Source organism: Colwellia sp. SU-HH00943 (assembly GCF_057546125.1).
In genome coordinates, this window is the sequence record NZ_BAAJLW010000001.1 from 855,037 (window position 1) to 876,268 (window position 21,232).

The following is a 21,232-nucleotide window of genomic DNA, read 5'->3' on the forward strand; positions in this document are numbered from 1 at the left end:
TAAGCTTCATTTAAGCTCTTTCATCAGCATTTGTTATTTTAACAGTAATAGCCCGCTCTAAAACGGGCCATTAGTTACACTACACTTTTATTTCGCTAGCAAAGTAAACTTGGCTGTTTGGCTAATATTATCCAGTGAATTACCAAGCATAACTTCAAACTCCCCGTCCTCAGCAAGCCAGTCGTTAGTCTTTTCATCCCAAAAAGAAAAGTCTCTTTGATTCAAGTTAATGGTTACCGTTTTGCTTTCTCCCGGTTGTAACATCACTTTAGCAAAGCCTTTAAGTTCTTTGTGTGGACGTTCAACACTGGCTTCTACATCATGTAAATAAAGTTGCACTACCTCTGCACCAGCGCGTTTACCTGTATTTTTCACAGTCGCTGTCACCACTAGTTCATCACCATGACTTAGTTGTGTGTTCGACAAAGCAACATTTGATATTTCAAATTGTGTGTATGAAAGGCCATGACCAAAGCTAAATAACGGCTTGATATTTTGTTGTTCAAACCAGCGATAACCTATGAAAACTCCTTCAGTGTATAAGCTCTCAACTGCATTATAATCATTTAATGCTATCGGTGCGGTATGCTCCAATTTCTCAGGTAAGGTAATTGGCATTTTACCGCTTGGGTTCACTTCACCAGTTAAAATATCAGCGAAAGCATGACCGGCTTCCATACCACCGTACCAGCCCCAAACAACGGCATTAGCTTGCTCAGCCCATGGCATTTCCACCGCAGAGCCAGCCACTAAAAAAACAATAGTTTTATTATTTGCTTGTAATAGCTTGGAAATAATTTCATCTTGCGAATTAGGCAACTTCATATCAGGGCGATCAATTGACTCTCTATCATCACCGTGACTTAAACCACCGAAATAAATAACCGCATCCGCCTGCTTAGCAGCCGTTAGGTATTCCTCTTCACTCGCAAATAAGGCGCCCGGTGCATTCCAACCTAAGGTAAAGTGAGCTTGCCCATCATATTGGATTTCAAAGCTGTACTCTTCATCTTTATTGAGATTAATACTGTGATTCATTGACGCTTGCTTTATCTCAGCATCATGAGTGTGATTAATGACAACTTCATCATTAATCTTCAGCTGAAAATCACCTAATGTTTCTACTTTTAATAAGTGTTCACCCGCGGTTAAAGGTTTGATTTTAGCCGTCATAGTAATGTATTGCGTGACTTCTGGCTTAGTTGATTTAAATTGCGAATCAACAATCCAAGACTCTTCAAGTAATGTTTTACGTGCGTTATCTGAAAAGTAAGAAATATTCCATGCAGGAGTTCCCGTCCAATGACGGCTGGCAACATAATCACTGGCTATAGGAGACAATTTGCTGCTTCTAGCGCGCATGACTTGAATATTTACCTTGTCACCAAATTTTGCCTTTAAACCAGCTAAAGGCGTAATTTCATATAGCGATTTAACCTCAGATGAACCGCCACCCGTACCATGTTTTTTATCAGCATTAGGACCCAGCACTAAAATATTTTTAATATCCGCCTGATTAAGTGGTAATACCGGTTTTGAATCTACCGCATCATTTTTCAGAAGCACTACGCCTTCTGCAGCTATTTTGCGTGCGGCAGCTTGATGTTCTTTCGTATTTCGTGAACCTGGTTTACGGTTTTCATCATACATACCTATGGTGTGTTGCACTCTTAGTATACGTCTTGCTTTATCATCAGCTACTGACTCAGGAATTTTTCCTTCTTCAATCATGGTTAAAAAAGGCTTAGCTAAAAAGTAATCTTGGTAATCATCTACTTTTGTACCCATTTCCAAATCTAAACCATTCATTGCTGCATCATAGGTATTGATATCAACATTCCAGTCAGTCAATAAAACACCCTGATAGCCCCATTCACCTTTCAGAATATCCATCACTAAATGCTTACTTTGATTCGCATTAGTACCATAGTATTCATTATAAGCGCCCATCATACCTAGTACGCCAGCTTCTTTAACCGATGCCTCAAATGCAGGTAAATATACTTCACGTAAAGTTCGTTCAGTCGGTTTGGCATTAACGCCTGTGCGGTTTAATTCTTGAGTATTCAAAGCGTAATGCTTAACTGTTGCAGCAACGTCATTTTCTTGAATGGCTTTGATCTGTGGAACCACCAATTTTGCCGCCAATATAGGATCTTCACCCATGTATTCGAAATTACGCCCATAAAGTGGCAAACGCGCTAAATTAACACCCGGCCCTAAAATAAAATCCTTTTTGCGCTCTCTTGCCTCAGCGCCTAAAACTTGGCCATGCAAATAGGCCATTTCTAAATCCCAACTAGCAGCTACCGATGTAAGGTGCGGCAAATAGGTTGCATGATCATCAGTCCAGCCCGCCGATGCCCAACTGTGCCTTTCAATTTGATGTCGAACACCATGAGGGCCGTCAGACAGCCACATTTCTGGAATTCCTAATCGTTCTATGGCATTAATGTGAAATTTACCGCTAGCATGAGCTAGTGATACTTTTTCAGGCAAGGTCATTTTCGCTAACAGCGCTTCGACATCTTTCTCTACATTGGCTAAACGATTCACTTCAGTTTTTGGTGAATCAGCTTGTACATTGGCTTGCTCATCTTTTTGGCATGCGCTCAAAGAAAGTATCATTAAGCTACTGGATAATATGGTTTTATTCATAAATAAATCTTCTATCTTGCGAGTAATTTGACTACTCTATTAATATTAATTTTTGAAATACATCAGCGGTGATATAGCCTAAGTTTTTATCGCCATTCACTGCTTTTATATCTGTTGATCCGATAAAATGTTCTCTTTCTTTAGAGCCATCGTTATCACAATAAGCCAACATAAAGCCTAGTGATTTATTTAACGTTAACTCTACGGGTTGTTGATGACTTTTTTCCAGTGAAAAACTGTCATCAAATACTGAAATCGCGACTTCCCATATCACTTTATTTGGCTTTTTATCACTGCGTTTCCAAACACTGTTAATGTGATCATTGAGTAAGACAAAATTTGTCGAGCCGTCTTGATTGTTAGGGCCAATATCTACGGCTTGGTTATCTAAGGCAACGTGATAAGCAAAGGCATTGAAATTAAACTGATGATTTCCTCCCGAGCCATCTTCATCAATAAATATTTCTAAACAATCATCATCCCAATAAAAATGTAGGGGATCTGCATGTTGATCAAACAATACATCATCGGTTATTTCCGCGAGTAAATATAAGTACTGCTTGTCCCACAGTAACTTAAATTGTCCGCTAAAATCTTCTTTGCTTGGCGCTTGTCCTAAAATCAAATGATTTAAAGGTTGCCAGCTAGCTTGCTGCCAACTACTGTCATTAGCTTTACCATCTATAGTAATTTTTGCTTGGGCTTTATGCGCCATTAAAGTGTTACTAGCTACAGCAGTGCCATGAAGTAAAAACAATAGTAATAAATAACCTTGGATTTTCATCACATTCATTCCTCACTTAAGGACTTATCAGCATGTTGTGGTATCACAATACTGAGCTGGTATTCTTGCCCTGCATTTAAGCCTGACAATTGATTATTGGCTACTCTCATTTCATTTAAGTAACTTTCAATCTTCACAACGCGTGCGGACTTTTCAATAGAGAAATGAATATTAGCTCCACGAAAAACCCGCGTACCTGAAATCTTAGTTAATTGGGTAGGTAGTTTAGGCGCAATATGTAAAACACCATTACCGCCTTTTAACCCACATAACTCCTCAACTAAACAACGATATACCCATGCTAATGTGCCGGTATTGAATAATTGGCTAGATACACCTGCTTGTTCAGGAAGTTGATGGTAAGCGCCTCGGTAATAATTAGGGATAAATACTGCTAATTGGCCCGTTTTATCAGCACGCTCTGCCATAGGTAAAATTTTATTTAATACCTCAAAGGCTAAGTCATTTTCACCTACTTGATACAGACTATAGGCATAAAAAACTGCAGCATGATTATAGACAGAGCCATTTTCAGAAACCCCAGGATGCTTTTGAGTCAACCTGCCGATATCTTCCACCATATGGGTATAGCTAGGCGCTAACATCATCACGCCATGAGGCGTCATCAAGTGCTCAGTTACCGCGTCTATCATTAACTTTTGTTGCGATGCACTTGCCGCACCACTTAACATAGCCCAACTTTGTGGGTTTAAATAAATTTTCCCTTCTTCATCTTCAGCAGTGCCAAAAACTCTATTGTCATCAGTAATGCCACGTGCAAACCAGTGGTTATGCCAGAAGTGAGTATTCACCGCTTGATTAAGCTCGTTTGCCGCATCACGATATTGATTAATTTTGTTAAGCGTCGTATTTAAGCCGTATTGCTCACATAAATCACTCCAAGTATTTAAGGCATAAGCCGTAGCAAGCGACAACCAACTAGAGACCCCTTTACCTTTATATCCCACCATATTCATGGGATCACACCAATCTCCTTGCTCAATCAAGCTTAAGCCTCGATGATCTGTAGCCTTGATTAACCATGCTAATGCCAACTCAACATGCTCAGTAAAGGTTTTGCTAGTTTTTGAATCTGCAAAGGGAATTTGCTGTGAAAACAAGTCAATATCGCCCGTTTCATTTAAATACACCGAAATACATATAGGTAACCAAACACAGTGATCAGCATGAGGAACTTGATTGATATATTTCAGCTGCGCTTGCTCATGCAATAAAATACCATCTGGCATGGCACCATTACTTTGTTGCTGAGAAAGGGCTAAAACAAATGCTTCACGTGCAATACTCGGATTGATATAGCACATGCCCATATTATCTTGAATATAATTGCGCGTTTGCGGATCAGTACTTAAGCGGTTTACATCACCATGATAGAACATTTGTCTGGGTAACCAATGATTTAAAAAATCATCAAGTTCGTTATTACCTGTTTTAACTTCTAAACACGCCTGCCCTTTGGCAATATAATCATCATAGTCTTGTTGTGCTTGTTGGGCTTTTTCCTCACCAAAATATTGGTTAGCAAGTTGTGCTATGTCAGCACTATCTTTGGCAGGGCCAAATAAAAATTGGTAATCAATACTTTCATTAGCTGCTAGTGACTCGCGATATTGTAAAACCGCTACAGGCGTTTCATACCTCGCATCTTTATTATTCAGCCCAGTTAGTTTTATTGCATCAGGACTATGTAATCCCCCCTCACCTTCAAAAGAAGCCTGTTGTGCATGCCAAGCGACGGGTTTCTTATCGGCAATAAAAAACGTCTTTTCTTTTAAATCTTTGTTTTTAAAATATTGTTCAACTTTTTGATAGGGGGTAATACTACTGGCAACTATAGCATTCAGTTGTTCATCAAAGGTTGCACTTTGATTCATCCAAGACATATAGCCAATAGTAAAATAGGGGTAAATACTAATATTTCTTTGCCTGTCGCCAAGATTGTTAATAGATAATGACCAGCGTTCTACTGCGTCTTTGGCTGTCAAACTGACTGTTATGTTAATTTCAAGATCAAGGTGCTTAATTAACCATGAGATGTCACTCGCACTTTGCTGAAAACTAAAGCTATCTAGCGCAACACGCATTGGCTCGAAAGGGACAGAAAAACATTGCTGACTATCTTCATCAGTAATGTAAAAAAAGCGCCCTGGATGATGAGCAAAATAACTATGCTCAGGTTGAATAAATGTTTTTTCTTCTAAATTGGGCGCATAAGAGTATTTACTAGGCTCGGGCTGCATAAATTGTCCATTAACATAACCACGACAATTTACTTGTAGAACCATGCTCTTATTCCATAAAAAACCGCTGGCTTTAGGTGAACAGGTGGGACTATCAAGCTTAGCCACTATCGACTTTTGCTTAGAGCAATTAATCATTGATCGCAGCCTCCTGACGAGTATTCACTTGCTGTGCATCATGCCTTTTTTGCAAATCATTTTGCACCTCAGTTAATTTTTCATTACTGAGAGGGTAAAACCAGATCAATGGTACCGCTATGCCAGCAAAAATTGCTGGAATAATACTTATTAGTAATACAATGCCTTGCTCTGAAGCCCCTGTTTGTACTTGGTTAGCAACATAACCCATTGATGCTAATAACCAACCAATCATGGCACCAGCTAAAGCTCCACCCAATTTTTGTGAAAAGGCTGCAGCAGAAAAAATCATCGCTGTTGCCCGTCTTCCCGTTTGCCATTGAGAAAAATCTGCCGTATCAGCATACATTGAAAAAACTAAAGGGGACTTAGGACCCAATGCTAAACCAATCATAATTTGGATAACAAACATCATGGTGACGTTATCACTAGGAATAAAATAAAAAAGCACAGACAGCACTGTCACTATACTCATTAAGATCATCAATAATCGACGCTTATCAATAAATCGGGTTAATAAAGGTGTTGATGCTGCCCCTATTGCCAGCGCTATCATATACACCATGGCAAAACTACCAATTAAGTCTGGTCGCTGCGCGTAATATTTAAAGTAAAAGGTACCTGAACTTGCTCTGAGGGAAATAGTCACCATGATGATCAGTGCTAAAGCAAACAGTACTAACCATGGTTTATTACTGCCCAAATCTTTTATATCTTGTAGCACAGGTGTTTTTTGTCCAGGAGGTGGAGAAATTCGCTCTTTAGTCGAGTAGAAGGTAAACGCAAATAGCAAGCCTGCGGCACAACCATATAACCCCATAGTAAGCTGCCAGCCTAGGGCTTCATTACCTTGTCCTAAATACTTCACTAATTCAGGTGTAAGATAAGCAACTAAGCTGCCCCCTGAAAAAGCACCAATAAATCTAAAACTTGTTAAGCTAGTTCGTTGTTGAGTATCACTGGTAATCACACCAAGTAATGCACCATAGGGTACATTAATGAAGGTATAAGCCAGCATCATAAAAATGTAAGTGCAATATGCCCAAATTAACTTACCGCCTTCATCTAGATCAGGCACAGTAAAAGTCAGTACGCCTGCGGCAGCAATAGGAATTATTCCCCACAGTAGATAGGGTCTAAATTTACCAAAGCGTGTTTTTGTTCTATCGGCCAAAGCCCCCATAAGAGGATCAGAAAAGGCATCAATCAAACGAGTCACCAGCATTAACGTCCCAACTGCCGCGGCAGGAATACCAAAAACATCGGTATAGAATATAAATAAAAACACATCGATTACGCGCCAATAAAAATTAGATGCCACATCACCACTGGCATAAGCTACTTTTTCTTTTAGTGATAAATTATTATTCACGTGTAAACACCTTTGTTTATGATTTATTTAGTAAATTTAGCTGTTTTTTTACTTAAAACTTGAATTCTGGTCAATTTGTTAATGCTTATTCTTTGTTCATTTTAATCAAAGCAAACCAAAAATGTAAGCGCTTACAAAATAATTCAATTTTTTTATAAAGACAATAGAAACTTCCTAAAACAAATCCAACAATCATATAACCACATGTTTTTAAACAAATAAATATTTAATTAATTCTGACTACATCGAGGATATCTAATTTTTTTTTAAATCTAAATGTAAAAAATTGTACAAAATTATTAAAAAATTTATTGACCTTGTTCACTTAATACACTAATTTAAATGTAAGCGCTTTCATTTGTTGACAGACTATCCCTTACACACGGACCTTGATAATAGGTGGAAGCGCTTATCAAAATAAAACAAGATAACTAAAAAGATGATTCAATTGGGTGGGAGATAAACATGGCTCAGAAAAAGTTCGCTAAAAGCAAAGTGGCAACAAGCCTGTCACTTATATTGGGGGCAACAACATTGCCTGCAATATCTGCAGAAGAAGTAAACAATCAAGCAGCTGAACAAGATATTGAAGTAATACAAGTCACTGGTATCAGAGGCAGCTCTAAAGCAAGCATCAACGCAAAACGTTTTGCTTCATCACAAGTAGACGGTATTGCCGCCGAAGATATTGGTAAATTACCGGATGTAACAATCACAGATTCACTACAGCGTATTTCAGGTGTTCAAGTTGAACGTGTTGCCGGTGAAGGTGGTCCAGTACAAATTCGTGGTCTACCTCAAGTTGCCACCACAATGAATGGTGAAGTATTCCTCAGTGCTACAACAATCGACTCTTCGGGTGCCGACTTAGGTGATTTACCTGCACAGTTATTCTCGGGCGTTGATGTTTATAAATCATCAACAACTAAAGATACAGCTGCCGGTATTGCTGGTGCAATCGACTTAAAAACTCGTCGTCCATTTGATATGGATGAAGGTTTTACCTTCTCAGGTGCAGCAGAAGTAACTCAAGGCTCTATCAGCCAAGAAACAGACCCAACCATTAATGGCCTAGTTAGCTATAACGCTGAAAAGTGGGGTCTTTTAGTTTCTGCGATAACCTCTGAAGTTAACCTAGCTACCGATTACAATGGTCATAATGACACCTCTGAAAATGGTGGTATTGGCTGGACTCAAAACAACCATGCATGGGGCAGTCCTGGTGACGGTTCATCGACTCACAATATTGTTCCTCACGGTCTAACCGCTTTTAATAAACAAGAAGAGCGTAAACGTGATGCATTCCAAGTATCTTTCCAAGCAGAATTAGCGGAAGGTTATGAGTTAACGGCTGATTATTTCTACACAAATCAAGAGCGTTTTAATGCCCGTCGTGGTTTTAACCACAATAACCGCTGGCAAAACTTCAACAATTACGGTTTTGCAACTAACTTTACGGGTGATACATACACCGATGCTGACGGTAATGAGTGGCGAGGTGTTAATGCCTTTAATTTAAACCCTTACCGTATGCAAACCTTTACTCAAGTTAATGTGAATGAAGAAATCTCGCATAACTTTAACCTAGAGTTAAATATTGATACCGGTGGTCCTTTAACAGGTCAAGTTCGTGCTACTTTTGCACGTGCAACTGCTAAAATGCGTCATGCTTATGGTGAAGGTGATATCTTAAGTATTGATGAAGGTACACTAGTAACAGGCCCAGGTGGCTTCTTACCTGCTGAATACTGTGATGGTGATGATGATATCGTCGGTGACTTAGGTGGTTGTTACGGCAGCTTCTCTGATGGCATTCAAGATGACTCATTCTTGATCTCTCATGATGCTTCTGGTGAGTTCCCTGTTTTTGGTGGCTTCGATCAGATGGTTGACGGCGGCAAAGGCATGATGACTGTTGCTGATTATATGGCTGATATTGATTCATACCATATTGGTGCTTTCTCATCAGAAGGTAACACTGATGATAAAGGTGAAATGAATACCTTTAGCACAAAATGGAATTATGAATTTGACGATGGTTTTATTACCAGTGTTGATTTTGGTTTAAGACTAAGTGAGCGTAAAGTAGATCATGACCAATTTACTTACACTTCTGAGTTTGGTAATGGCTGTGATATCGCACAATGGAAAGCGGTTGACCAAACATATAATGGTGCTGCAGATGGCGATCCTTGTTACGAAGTAGCTGGCACAGGTGAACATATTGGTGGTGTATGGACACCATATACATTATTACCACCAACGTCTTTAGATCAACACACTAGCGTTTCATGGCAAACTGACTTTGGTAATGTTAGTGGTATTCCAGGTGTTTGGTCTATCGACCCTGAAAACTTCCGCAATCCACGCCAATGGCATGAAGATACATTTGGTAACGTACAACGTACCGAAAATGGTGGTGCCACATACGATGTTAACTTAAATGAAACCATCTATTTCGCCCAAGCAAACTTTGAATGGGAAGCCCTAACCGGTAACTTCGGTATCAAAGTGGTTGAAACTGATCTTTATGTTAAGCAAAACTTAGTAGGCCCTAACTTACCTCACTCAGGTTTAGGTCCAGATATTGGTGACAATGTAACAGAGCGTAGTTATACCGACTATTTACCATCATTAAACCTTGCCTATGCAGTAACAGAAGATGTTGTGTTACGTGCCGCTTGGTCTAAAAACATGCAAGCTCTTGATTTAGCACAATGGGGCGCAGGTAAGCGTGTAGGTCAAACCTTCAATAATGATTGTAACTGTATGCGTGTTAACGGTGGTGATTTACTCGGTAACCCTGAATTAAATCCATGGCGCTCAGATAACTACTCACTTTCTGCTGAGTGGTATACAGGCGATGCATCAATGGTTTACTTAGCAACTTACGGTATCTCTATTGATGAGTTCACTGAATCTGCCGTTGTTATGATAGATGAGCCAGATTCAGATGGTGTACATCGTGGTCCATGGCCGTTTAATGCAACTATCCAAGGTGAAGGTGGTGAGGTTGCTGGTTATGAAATAGGTACTAAATTAGCACTTAGCGACTTCTTAGATGTAGCCGTGTTAAATAACATGGGTCTTGATGCTAACTATACCTACAGTGATAGCTCGCAAGAGAAAAAAGACGTACATGGTAAAGATTTACCTTTTGCCGGAATGTCTGAAGATACCTACAACCTTGTTGTTTGGTATGAGCAAGAAAGCTTCTCTATGCGTTTAGCCTACAATGCTCGTAGCCCACGTTTAATCACAGCAGGTAACAGTGCTACAGGTGGCCAATCACTTTATCAAGATGATTATGCCCAGTTAGATTTCAACGCAACATATAACCTAAACGAAGAGATTAGTTTTTATGTTAACGGCTCTAACATCACTGAAGAGTACCAACAAACTTACATAGAATTCCCGGATCAAAAAGCGTTCCAGAATATTTATGAAGCACGTTGGACTGTGGGTGCACGCGTAATTTTCTAAATTTGATTCATAGAAAAATTCGTGTAATCTAGAGTAACCGCCGTAGAGTCTTCTGCGGCGGATTTTTCATTTAATGGGCTGTATAATTATATGAATAACCAAAAGAAAAAAATAAAAAATATCGTCATCGTTGGTGGTGGCACATCAGGCTGGATGACAGCAGCAACACTCGGTCAGCAATTTCAGCACTCCCCTGTAAACATCACATTAATTGAATCAACAGCAATGGGCACCATTGGTGTGGGCGAAGCAACAATCCCCACCTTGCGACGCTTTTATACTAAATTAGGTTTCACTGACCAAGAGGTACTCACTGCAACTAATGCTACTTGTAAATTAGGTATAGAATTTAAAGGCTGGGCTGGTGATAACAGTTCATTTATTCATCCCTTTGGTTTATATGGCCAAGAAGTGAATCACGTTCCCTTTCATCACTACTTTAATAAACTTGCACAAAGTGGCGATGAAACAGCTTTCGCCGATTATTCACTAGGCGTTAATCTCGCTAAAGAAAATAAATTTTTCCAGCCAAGCACTAGCCCAAAAAACCAATTAGAAGTATTTGATTGGGCACTTCATTTTGATGCTAGCTTATTTGCTAAGTTGATGAGCGACTATTCCTTAAATAAAGGTGTAAAGCATATAGATGATAAAATTGAACAAGTCAGTCTCAACAGCAATTCCGGCGATATTGAAAAGCTGACATTAGCAAGTGGTCAAACAGTTTCAGGTGATTTATTTATTGATTGTTCTGGCTTTAGCGCGCTATTAATAGAAAAAGCATTGAAAACGGGCTATGAAGATTGGAGCCAATATTTAGTCTGCGATACAGCCGTAGCGGTTCAAAGCAAATTAGTTGGCGAGCCTATTGCTCGTACTATTGCTCACGCTCAAAAAGCAGGCTGGCAATGGCAAATCCCACTTCAAACACGTATGGGCAATGGTATTGTTTTTAGTAGTCAATTTATCAATAAAGATGAAGCCATTACGGCAATGTTATCTAATATACAAGGTGAAATTACTCAAGAACCTCGTTCATTTTCATTTACTCCTGGTCGACGTAAAAAAGCATGGCAGAAAAACTGTATTGCGGTTGGGTTAGCCTCTGGCTTTTTAGAACCCCTTGAAAGTACCAGTATTGCACTGGTAGAAACCGCTATTGAAAAAATTTCCGATTTTCTGAAAGAGCCTGAGTACAATCAAGAAGAAAGTGATAAGTTCAATTACGCCATGGCAGAGGAATACGAACGAGTTCGAGACTTCATTATTTTGCATTACAAATTAAATGGCCGAACTGACTCGCCAATGTGGCAACATTGCCGTGATTTAGCCATACCGCAAAAACTCGCCGATAAAATGGCGGCATTTAAAGCCAAAGGCGATGTTTTACGTTACCCATGGGAGATTTTTGGTAAAGATAGTTGGCTAGCCATATTTGATGGTCTTAACTTTCAACCACAAAGCTATGATAAAACCATAGACAAGTTTTCAAATGAATTACTTACCACTGAGCTGGCTAAAATGAGTGATGGCATTAAACAAACTGTAACCAATGCGCAAAGCCATGCGGATTTCCTAAGACAATATTGCGGATTTAAAGGATAAACCATGAAACCTCTTGAAAATGCGATAGAAAAAATAGTCATAGTAGGTGGTGGTACAGCTGGCTGGCTGGCTGCTGCAACCATGAGCAATATATTCAAAAACACTGATCTACAAATAGAGTTGGTTGAATCTGACGATATAGGTGTAATTGGCGTCGGTGAAGCAACTATTCCACCATTAATAAATATCTTAGAAAGCTTAGGCATTGATCTAGTTGATTTTATCAAAAAAACGCAAGCCAGCTTTAAGCTAGGGATAAACTTCGAAGATTGGAAAAATATCGGTGAATCTTACTTCCACCCCTTTGGAACGGTAGGCCGTAGCATTAATGGCTACAACTTTTATCAGTGTTGGTTAAAATGCCAAGCAGCAGGTGATAACACGCCATTAATGGCACATTCTCCTGAAGCCATTTTAGCTCAGAAAAATAAATTTTTCTTACCGCATAAAGCACAAAATACACCACTAGCCCGCGCATTTTATGCTTTGCATTTAGATTCAACTTTAGTAGGAAAATATTTAAGAGAGTACGCAGAAAACTTAGGCGTAACTCGCACAGAAGGTATGGTTGAAAGTGTTAATCAACATGACAATGGCAATATAGCCAGCGTGACGCTAAAAAGCGGCCAAACATTAACTGCTGATTTTTTCATTGACTGTTCAGGTTTCAAAGGCTTGCTAATTGAGCAAACTCTTAACACAGGTTATGAATCATGGGCACATTACCTGCCCTGCAACAAAGCCGTGACAGTGCAAACCAAAAACGTGGGAGATATTGCCCCTTATACGGTTTCAAAAGCTCAAGAAGCTGGCTGGATGTGGAAAATACCACTACAGCATAGAACAGGTAACGGTTATGTGTATTGCGATAAATACATTAGCGATGAGCAAGCTAAGCAAACACTCCTAGATAACATAGCCGGTGAGCCGCTGACCGAGCCTAGAGTCATTCCTTTTACAACAGGCATGCGTAATAAATCATGGGTAAACAATTGTTTGTCTTTAGGATTAGCGCAAGGTTTTATTGAACCGCTAGAATCAACAGCCATTCATTTAGTCTCAAAAACTATCGCTTTCTTTATTCGTATGTTTCCCACAAAAGAAAATAATCAAGTGCTTATCGATGAATACAATCGTGCCGTGAGAGCTGATTATGAAGAAATAAGAGATTTCCTCGTTCTGCATTATTGTAAAACTTCGCGCACAGACAGTGAATTTTGGCGTTGGTGTAAAGACATGGACATTCCAACAACACTGCAAGCGAAAATTGATTTTTTCAAAGTAGCCGGTGGTCTCACCGTAAAAGACGAAGAGCTATTTCAACCAACCAGTTGGTATGCGGTATTCGATGGTTTAGGAGTTAAACCAGACAATTATAATCCAACGTTAGATACCTGGGATGCCGATAAACTAAAAGACATATTAGCACAAGGTAAACAAGGGCTTATGGAAGTTATAGAACAGCAACCATCACATGATGAGTTTATCGCAGAGTACTGTAAGGCGCCGAAAATATAACCGTGAAAAAACAATATAATTAAGTATTTGACCATTTAGCATGTGTTGGTCAAATACTTATAATACATGGCTCATTACATTTTTTAAATATCGCACTCAGCTCGACAATGCTTTTCAATAAATTGTTGATGAGTCATCGCTTGCTCAGCTGCCGTGATCATTGACTTTTTCATTTCAGCTAAATTTCTTTCTATCACTTCTAACGGTGGGTTTTTAGCTCGGATATCAAAACGCTGTGGATTGACATCAAAACCAGTATACATACTTAACCAGCTGGCTTCTTCAAATGACTCATTGTCATACATAACCACTTGCCCCTGACTTTTAAAGACTTCAATTTTATGCTGTAAAGCATCGGTTATTGGCATTTCCTGACAATGGCGCCAAAAAGCCGTGTCATCACGTTTCGTTAATTTGTAATGTATTGCGAGGAAATCGACAATGCGATCTAATTCCGCATTATGTATTCTATTCACTTCAGCAATATCATACTGATTGAAAGATTTGTCCGGGAAAAAAGTATAAAGCTTAGATAATGCCGTTTGAATTAAGGACAAACCAAGCGACTCGAGCGGCTCAAGAAACCCTGCAGCCAAACCTAAGGCAAAACAATTCTTCTCCCAAATAACTTTTCTTTTCCCTAAAGGCAAATCAAAGTGTCTTATTTCATTAATAGCTTCACCTTGAACATTGGCTAATAGCTCTTGTTCTGCACCCTGTTTATCTAAAAATTGGCTGCTATAGATATAACCATTCCCCATTCTGTGCTGCAATGGGATACACCATTGCCAACCGGCACTATTGGCAATAGCACGTGTATAGGGTGTTGGTTCACCGGTCAGTTTTGTTTGAATTGCAACCGCTTTATCGCAAGGTAACCACTGGCTGAGATCATCAAGGCCAACATTCATCGCACCATCAATTAATAACGCTTTAAACCCTGAACAATCAATAAATAAATCACCCTCAATATGGCGACCATCTTCTAAAGCAACCGATTCAATAAAGCCAGTTTGAGCATTTAATTTCACATCACAAACATTAGCTGAAATATGCTCAACACCTTTATTTACCGAGAATTTTTGTAAAAACTTAGCATAAAGTACCGCATCAAAATGATAAGCATAGGAGTAATCTGCAAGCGGTGATTGCGGATCAGAATTAGCTTGGGCGAATTTTCCCTGCTTCGCTAAAGCTATAGCGAAGCTATAATCTTGAAGGTTGAGATCACATCCTGATAATTTTGCTCGGTTGACATAATGATGAAAATCAACATTATCTATTTTTAAGCCATAGTCCGCAAAAGGGTGGAAAAAATTCTCACCGAGCTTATGCCAGTTTTCAAATTCAATACCTAATTTGAATGTTGCCTGAGTCGCTTTAATGAGTTCAACTTCATCAATACCTAGGGCTTTATTAAAACCAACCATATTAGGAATTGTAGCTTCACCGACACCAATCGTACCTACATCAGGCGACTCGATTAAGGTCACTGACATGTCTTTATCTGCAATATAACGAGACAAGCTAGCGGCAGCCATCCAACCGGTAGTACCGCCACCAACAATAACTATTTTCTTAATGCTATCAGCCATTTAAAACTCCTAAAGGTAATATTATAATTTTTATGAATGATAGCTGCTTGGCTTGCTGCCACGTAATCCATAGTAAGCAATAAAAACATAACAAATTATAGGTAAAAAGAAAGCCATTTGTACGCCAATCGCGTCAGCCAACATCCCTTGAACTAAAGGAATGATTGCACCACCAACAATTGCTAAACACAATATCCCAGAGCCTTGACTTGTATGCTTACCTAGGCCATTTATTGCTAATGAAAAAATAGTTGGAAACATAATTGAATTAAATAAACCTACCAACAAAATAGCCCACATCGCGAGTGAGCCTGAAGTAAATATAGCGACAAAAATTAACACGATAGAAAAAGCAGCATTGAAACAAAGTGCTTTACCCGCATCAATTTTTTGTAGCGCAACTGCACCAATAAAACGACCCACCATAGCGCCGCCCCAATAATAAGCAATATACTTTGCTGCTTCCGATTCTGCTAAATTGGCTATTGTTGGCTCAGCTAAAAAATTCACTAAAAAGCTGCCGATAGATACTTCAGCACCCACATAGACGAAAATCCCTACCGCCCCTAAAACTAAATGGCGATATTCCCAAGCGCTGCCATCAAGCTGTGCTTCATTAGACTCTTCATCTGCTTCTGCCGCTGACAAGTCAGGTAACTTAATATAAGCAAATATCGCTGCAAGCCCGAGTAGCATTGCCGCTAATAATATATAAGGCATTTGTACTGATTCAGCACTTTGTTGTGCTGAAATACCATGTGCTGCTTCATTTAGAATTAACAAGGCACCAAAGAAAGGCGCGATTGTGGTACCTAAAGAATTAAATGCTTGTGTCATGGTTAAACGCGCTGATGCCGTTTTAGGATCCCCTAACATACTCACATAAGGGTTGGCTGAAACTTGCAGTAATGTAATGCCGCTAGCTAGTACGAATAACGCCATTAAAAATACGGGATAACTATGTAACGATGCGGCAGGATAAAAACATAAACAACCAAGTGCAGCAATCACTAAACCTACCACTATGCCTTTTTGATATCCTAATTTTTTTACAATCAACCCGGAAGGTAAAGACACCAAAAAATAAGCGCCAAAGAAACAAAACTGCACGAGCATTGCTTGAGTATAGGATAAATCAAAAACCGCCTTTAAGTGCGGGATTAAGATATCATTTAAGCAGGTAATAAAGCCCCACATAAAAAATAACGATGTTAAGGAGACTAACGCAAACTGATAGTTGTTGCCTTGTTGATTACCTAGTGTTTTCTCAGCAGCTACTGAGTTTAATGACATAGCCATTACCGCCCCTTAATTAGACTTTTATTATTTTAATAATCAACAACATAAACCCTATCCCAATTTACTAAAGTAAAGCTAAAACAACTATTTAAAGCCCTACTTATTAAGGTTAATAAAGATAATAATTAATAAAGATGTTGACCTGAGTAAAAGAAAGCACTAACCTAAATGTAAGCGCTTTCATTTTTAATTAAAAACCATTAGCGTTTTTTTTTCAAGTGCTTTATTTGTGCATACAGATATTAATCAATTTTTAAACGAGTTTATGTAATAAACTTGATGAACAGGTATATTGTAAAATGACAGTTAAACTTTCTCTGCCCAGTAACTCAGCTATGTTATCTAAGGATTTCCTATATGGCGTAGCAACAGCTTCATTTCAGATAGAAGGCGGAGCAAACACTCGACTACCCTGCATTTGGGATACTTTTTGTGCCACACCTGGCAAAGTAGCTGATAGCTCAGACGGTTTGACTGCCTGTGATCACTTTAACTTATGGCAACAAGATATTGACTTGATTGACTCACTAGGTGTTGATGCCTATCGTTTATCTATTTCTTGGCCGAGAGTGATGACTGAATCAGGTGAATTGAACCCTGAAGGGGTGCAATTTTATATTAATATTTTAGATGAGCTGAAACGCAAAAATATTAAGGCTTTTGTCACACTATATCATTGGGATCTTCCTCAGCACTTGGAAGATAACGGTGGTTGGTTAAATAGAGACACCGCTTATAAATTCCGTGATTATGCCAACCTAATTACTCAGGCGTTTGGCGATCGTGTTCATTCTTATGCAACACTAAATGAACCATTTTGCAGCTCATTTTTAGGCTATGAAATTGGTGTCCACGCCCCAGGCATTGTGGGTAAAGAATATGGCAGAAAAGCAGCACACCACCTACTGCTTGCCCATGGCTTAGCCATGGAAGTTATAGCAAAAAATAGTCCTAATACCTTAAATGGTATAGTGCTAAACTTTACGCCTTGTTACTCAGAGTCAGAAAGCGAAGCCGATAGAAAAGCTACCGCCTTTGCCGATGATTACTTTAACCAGTGGTATATCAAACCTATTTTTGATGCTGAATACCCAGCAATAATGGCGCAACTTCCCGCTGAACACCAACCAGATATTCAAGCTGGCGATATGGAGATTATTTCTCATCCTGTTGATTATTTAGGTATTAATTTTTATACCCGAGCAATTTATCGTGCTGATGATGAGGAGCACTTTTTCCAAATTGATCCTCCTGAGCCTAGAACCGATATTGGTTGGGAAATTTATCCACAGGCCTTTACCGAGCTACTTACCTCATTAAATGACAAATACACTTTGCCACCTGTATATATCACAGAAAATGGTGCAGCAATGGCTGACCAGCTGAGTGAAGGTAGCGTGAATGATTTAGATCGCGTAGATTACTATCAAAAACACCTCAATGCCGTCAACGACGCCATAGTGCAAGGTGTCGATATACAAGGCTACTTTGCTTGGAGCTTAATGGATAACTTTGAGTGGGCTGAGGGGTACTTGAAACGCTTTGGTATTGTTTATGTCGATTACGACACTCAAGTAAGAACCATAAAAGACAGTGGTTTAGCTTATAAGGCACTGATAACTAATAGATAATAAAAACAAACCAGTAAGCCTAAAAACAAAGTAGTTTGGAAGAAGCATGACAAAATTAGCATATTCAGAAAAAATCGGTTACGCCATGGGCGATGCTGCTGCCAACTTAGTATGGCGGGGAGCTTTGGCCTATTTAGCGGTATTTTATACTGATACTTTTGGCTTAACTGCAGCTGCGGCTGCCATGCTATTTTTAGTCGTGCGATTATCCGATGGTGTGACAGACATCATCATGGGCATGATTGGCGATAGAACCAAGACTAAATGGGGGAAATTTCGCCCATGGATTCTATGGTCAACGCCTTTCCTCGCTTTATTTATGGTGCTGTGTTTTACCACACCCGATATCAGCTATACCAATAAACTTATCTACGCTTACATCACTTATATTGGTTTAACTCTAGCTTACACCGTCAATAATGTTCCTTACTCCGCATTGATGGGTGTGATGACTCCCAGTGATACTGAGCGTACTAGTTTATCTGGTTTCCGCTTTGCCGGCGCTTTTGCTGGCGGATTACTCGTTATGGGATTTTTACCTGATTTAGTTGCTTATTTTGGTGAAGGTGATGACTCCATTGGCTATCAATACACCATGTATTTATTCGCCGCATTACTGGTTATTTTGATGCTAATCACCTTTATGACCACGAAAGAACGCATCACACCAGCCGTTGATGAATCTAGCAGTTTAAAGTCAGAACTTGGTGATTTATTTAAAAACTTACCTTTCATCATTTTGCCTTTACTTGCCATGACTTTATTTTTCTATTACCGAGAAATATACAGCGGTACTTTTTTTGTCATAGTGATGGCGGCCATGTGGTTCGCCATTAAGCGCTTAACCAGCCAAGATACGGATAAAATGAGTAGTACTCAACGAGATATGGTTGACTTATTAACCAATAAACCCTGGTTAATTTTATTAGGTATGGGCTTTTTAACTATGATGTTTAACGGCATTAAATATGGGGTGATTGCCTACTACTTTAAATATTATGTCGGTGACGAACTGTTAGCTGGTAAGTATTTTATAGCGTTATTGATTGTGTCTATTTTTGGTGCTTTATCTACCGGGTATTTATCGAAAATATTTGGTAAACAAAAATTATTTATAATTGCCCTTATCTTAAGTGGTCTGTTAACGGCAGGGTTTTATTGGGTCCCTCAAGGTAACATTAGCGCTATCTTCATCTTAGGTTGTAGTGCTGAGTTTTTTGCCGCTATCATGCCAACATTATTTTTCACTATGTTAGGTGATTCTGCGGATTATTCAGAGTGGAAAAACGGCCGTCGAGCTACTGGGCTCATCTATTCAGCGGGCACCTTTGTTCAAAAAACTGGCGGTGGTTTTGCGGGCGCTCTAGTCTTAGTGGTACTGGCCAGTTATGGCTACAATGGCATGGACAAAACCACCATTGCTTCTTCATTACCTGGCATGCAACTACTGATGAGCTGGATACCTGCCGCCTTTGCTTTTGCCGGCGCCGCTTTAATGATGCTTTATCCACTATCGAGTAAACAAAATCAGATAATTGGTGATGAATTAGTTGAAAGGCGAGGTTTAGCAAGCTCTTAGCAGCTTCAATTTAGTATTAATAAGTTTAAACACTAATTAATTCATTAATACACAGAGGTTCAGCTAGGGGCTGCAATTAAAACTATGGTAGAATTTATTTTTTAAAATTGGACGAATAGGCACGTGGCATAGGGATCACATGGCAACAATTTACGAAGTATCAAAACTAGCTGGCGTTTCACTAGCAACAGTATCACGTGTTATCAATAACAATACCCGTGTGAGTGAAAAAACTCGTCAAAAAGTTGAAGATGCCATGCGTGAGCTAGGCTATAGACCCAACTCAATCGCTCAATCGCTCGCTTCAAACTGCACCAACAGCGTTGGTATCATGGTATCTGAGCTTCATGGCCCATTCTTTGGTCAAATGATGGCAGGTATTGAAGCTGAATTAAGAGCAGCGGGTAAACATGTCATCATCACAACAGGTCACAGTGAGGAAGATAAAGAAAAAGCAGGTATTGAATTTCTTATTTCTCGAAATTGTGACGCCATAATTGTCCACGTTGAAGCCTTATCTGATGACTACTTAATAGAGTTAACCAAAGGTAAAACGCCCGTTTACTTCATGAGCCGTGTGGTTGAAGGAATTGAAGATAACTGCATACAGCTAAATAATGAGCTTGGCGGCTACTTAGCAACAAAAACTATGCTAGAACACGGTCACAAAGACATTGCCTATATTGCTGGACCACTATTTAAAGCGGATCCACTGAATAGACTCGCGGGTCACAAACGAGCACTGGCTGAATATAATATCCCTTTCAACGAAGATTTATTTTTTGTCGGTGACTTTAAGGAGTCTGGCGGTAAAGAAGGAATAAAACAATTTATTAGTTGTAAGAGCCCTTTTACGGCCTTGGTGTGCGCCAATGATGAAATGGCCTCTGGTGCCATGACTTATGCACGTGAACACAACTTTAATTTACCCGAAGATTTATCCATTATCGGCTTTGATAACATTATTTTTTCACGCCACATTTACCCAAAACTAACCACTATTGATAACCCAGTCAATAAGATGGGTCATATGGCGGCAAAGCTCGTTTTAAAAAATGTCTATCAACAAAAAGATATCACTGTTCAGCATTCATTTGAGCCCACATTAATCTCTCGTGATTCTATCGCCACCTTAACCGCTAACTAATATCCCAAACATTAGCGTTTAACGGCCAACATTAACCTAGGCGGTTAACTGGATTTTTGGGTATTAGCGTTGACTTAGCGCTAAGGTCGAGAAAATATACAAATAATTTTATTGAACTATACTTTGGGTAAATACAGCTAATAAATTTACTTTTTTCGATGA

The 21,232-nt window shown here is 39.2% G+C and carries 12 protein-coding genes; 6 read left to right on the forward strand and 6 right to left on the reverse strand.

Going from position 1 to position 21,232, the window contains the following annotated elements; genetic code table 11:
* Window positions 1-87: 87 nt before the first annotated feature.
* Genes AC27GZ_RS03735 through AC27GZ_RS03750 form a run of 4 tightly spaced genes read right to left on the reverse strand, consistent with a single transcriptional unit; the run spans window position 88 to window position 7,213 of the window.
* On the reverse strand, window positions 88-2,658 hold the full coding sequence (locus AC27GZ_RS03735) for a glycoside hydrolase family 3 C-terminal domain-containing protein (RefSeq protein ID WP_487093530.1): 2,571 nt from the start codon (window positions 2,656-2,658) through the stop codon (window positions 88-90).
* A 31-nt stretch (window positions 2,659-2,689) separates the two neighbouring features.
* Window positions 2,690-3,442: a sugar-binding protein gene (locus tag AC27GZ_RS03740; RefSeq protein WP_487093831.1), complete on the reverse strand. Its 753-nt coding sequence runs from the start codon at window positions 3,440-3,442 to the stop codon at window positions 2,690-2,692.
* A gap of 5 nt (window positions 3,443-3,447) precedes the next feature.
* Window positions 3,448-5,841 (reverse strand): GH36-type glycosyl hydrolase domain-containing protein, encoded by a 2,394-nt coding sequence (locus AC27GZ_RS03745; RefSeq protein ID WP_487093531.1) that lies wholly within the window; start codon window positions 5,839-5,841, stop codon window positions 3,448-3,450.
* Complete coding sequence (locus AC27GZ_RS03750) at window positions 5,834-7,213, reverse strand: MFS transporter (protein WP_487093532.1); 1,380 nt, start codon at window positions 7,211-7,213, stop codon at window positions 5,834-5,836. Before AC27GZ_RS03750 ends, AC27GZ_RS03745 begins: the two co-directional genes overlap by 8 nt.
* 465 nt (window positions 7,214-7,678) lie before the next feature.
* On the opposite strand from AC27GZ_RS03750, the gene AC27GZ_RS03755 reads away from it, so the two are divergent.
* The 3 genes from AC27GZ_RS03755 (at window position 7,679) to AC27GZ_RS03765 (ending at window position 13,819) form a co-directional block, all read left to right on the forward strand.
* A complete protein-coding gene (locus tag AC27GZ_RS03755; protein ID WP_487093533.1) occupies window positions 7,679-10,696 on the forward strand; it encodes a TonB-dependent receptor in 3,018 nt (1,005 codons plus the stop codon).
* Window positions 10,697-10,786: 90 nt separating this feature from the next.
* The gene (locus AC27GZ_RS03760) at window positions 10,787-12,301 is read left to right on the forward strand and encodes a tryptophan halogenase family protein (protein ID WP_487093534.1); all 1,515 of its coding nucleotides are present in this window, start codon (window positions 10,787-10,789) and stop codon (window positions 12,299-12,301) included.
* Between the two features lie 3 nt (window positions 12,302-12,304).
* Window positions 12,305-13,819 carry a tryptophan halogenase family protein gene (locus AC27GZ_RS03765; RefSeq protein ID WP_487093535.1) on the forward strand — a complete coding sequence of 505 codons (1,515 nt, stop codon included), beginning with the start codon at window positions 12,305-12,307 and terminating at the stop codon, window positions 13,817-13,819.
* Window positions 13,820-13,902: 83 nt separating this feature from the next.
* Here the strand turns inward: AC27GZ_RS03765 and AC27GZ_RS03770 are convergent, their stop codons facing one another.
* Together AC27GZ_RS03770 and AC27GZ_RS03775 are read right to left on the reverse strand one after the other, a co-directional pair.
* On the reverse strand, window positions 13,903-15,414 hold the full coding sequence (locus AC27GZ_RS03770; protein ID WP_487093536.1) for a tryptophan halogenase family protein: 1,512 nt from the start codon (window positions 15,412-15,414) through the stop codon (window positions 13,903-13,905).
* 30 nt (window positions 15,415-15,444) lie between these two features.
* Window positions 15,445-16,713, reverse strand: a complete 1,269-nt coding sequence (locus tag AC27GZ_RS03775) for a sugar MFS transporter (RefSeq protein WP_487093537.1) — start codon at window positions 16,711-16,713, stop codon at window positions 15,445-15,447.
* A gap of 299 nt (window positions 16,714-17,012) precedes the next feature.
* On the opposite strand from AC27GZ_RS03775, the gene AC27GZ_RS03780 reads away from it, so the two are divergent.
* From AC27GZ_RS03780 to AC27GZ_RS03790, 3 genes are all read left to right on the forward strand, one after another.
* On the forward strand, window positions 17,013-18,344 hold the full coding sequence (locus AC27GZ_RS03780; protein ID WP_487093538.1) for a GH1 family beta-glucosidase: 1,332 nt from the start codon (window positions 17,013-17,015) through the stop codon (window positions 18,342-18,344).
* A 46-nt stretch (window positions 18,345-18,390) separates the two neighbouring features.
* Window positions 18,391-19,923: an MFS transporter gene (locus AC27GZ_RS03785; RefSeq protein ID WP_487093539.1), complete on the forward strand. Its 1,533-nt coding sequence runs from the start codon at window positions 18,391-18,393 to the stop codon at window positions 19,921-19,923.
* 139 nt (window positions 19,924-20,062) lie between these two features.
* Entirely contained in the window at window positions 20,063-21,070 is a 1,008-nt protein-coding gene (locus AC27GZ_RS03790; RefSeq protein ID WP_487093540.1) for a LacI family DNA-binding transcriptional regulator, read from the forward strand.
* Window positions 21,071-21,232 lie beyond the last annotated feature (162 nt).

Excerpts from the sequence above, each read along its gene's own strand:
- AC27GZ_RS03770 (WP_487093536.1), bottom strand. The coding sequence starts at position 15,414 with ATGGCTGATAGCATTAAGAAAATAGTTATTGTTGGTGGCGGTACTACC.
- AC27GZ_RS03775 (WP_487093537.1), bottom strand. The coding sequence starts at position 16,713 with ATGGCTATGTCATTAAACTCAGTAGCTGCTGAGAAAACACTAGGTAAT.
- AC27GZ_RS03745 (WP_487093531.1), bottom strand. The coding sequence starts at position 5,841 with ATGATTAATTGCTCTAAGCAAAAGTCGATAGTGGCTAAGCTTGATAGT.
- AC27GZ_RS03785 (WP_487093539.1), top strand. The coding sequence starts at position 18,391 with ATGACAAAATTAGCATATTCAGAAAAAATCGGTTACGCCATGGGCGAT.
- AC27GZ_RS03765 (WP_487093535.1), top strand. The coding sequence starts at position 12,305 with ATGAAACCTCTTGAAAATGCGATAGAAAAAATAGTCATAGTAGGTGGT.
- AC27GZ_RS03790 (WP_487093540.1), top strand. The coding sequence starts at position 20,063 with ATGGCAACAATTTACGAAGTATCAAAACTAGCTGGCGTTTCACTAGCA.
- AC27GZ_RS03735 (WP_487093530.1), bottom strand. The coding sequence starts at position 2,658 with ATGAATAAAACCATATTATCCAGTAGCTTAATGATACTTTCTTTGAGC.
- AC27GZ_RS03760 (WP_487093534.1), top strand. The coding sequence starts at position 10,787 with ATGAATAACCAAAAGAAAAAAATAAAAAATATCGTCATCGTTGGTGGT.
- AC27GZ_RS03740 (WP_487093831.1), bottom strand. The coding sequence starts at position 3,442 with ATGAAAATCCAAGGTTATTTATTACTATTGTTTTTACTTCATGGCACT.
- AC27GZ_RS03755 (WP_487093533.1), top strand. The coding sequence starts at position 7,679 with ATGGCTCAGAAAAAGTTCGCTAAAAGCAAAGTGGCAACAAGCCTGTCA.
- AC27GZ_RS03780 (WP_487093538.1), top strand. The coding sequence starts at position 17,013 with ATGACAGTTAAACTTTCTCTGCCCAGTAACTCAGCTATGTTATCTAAG.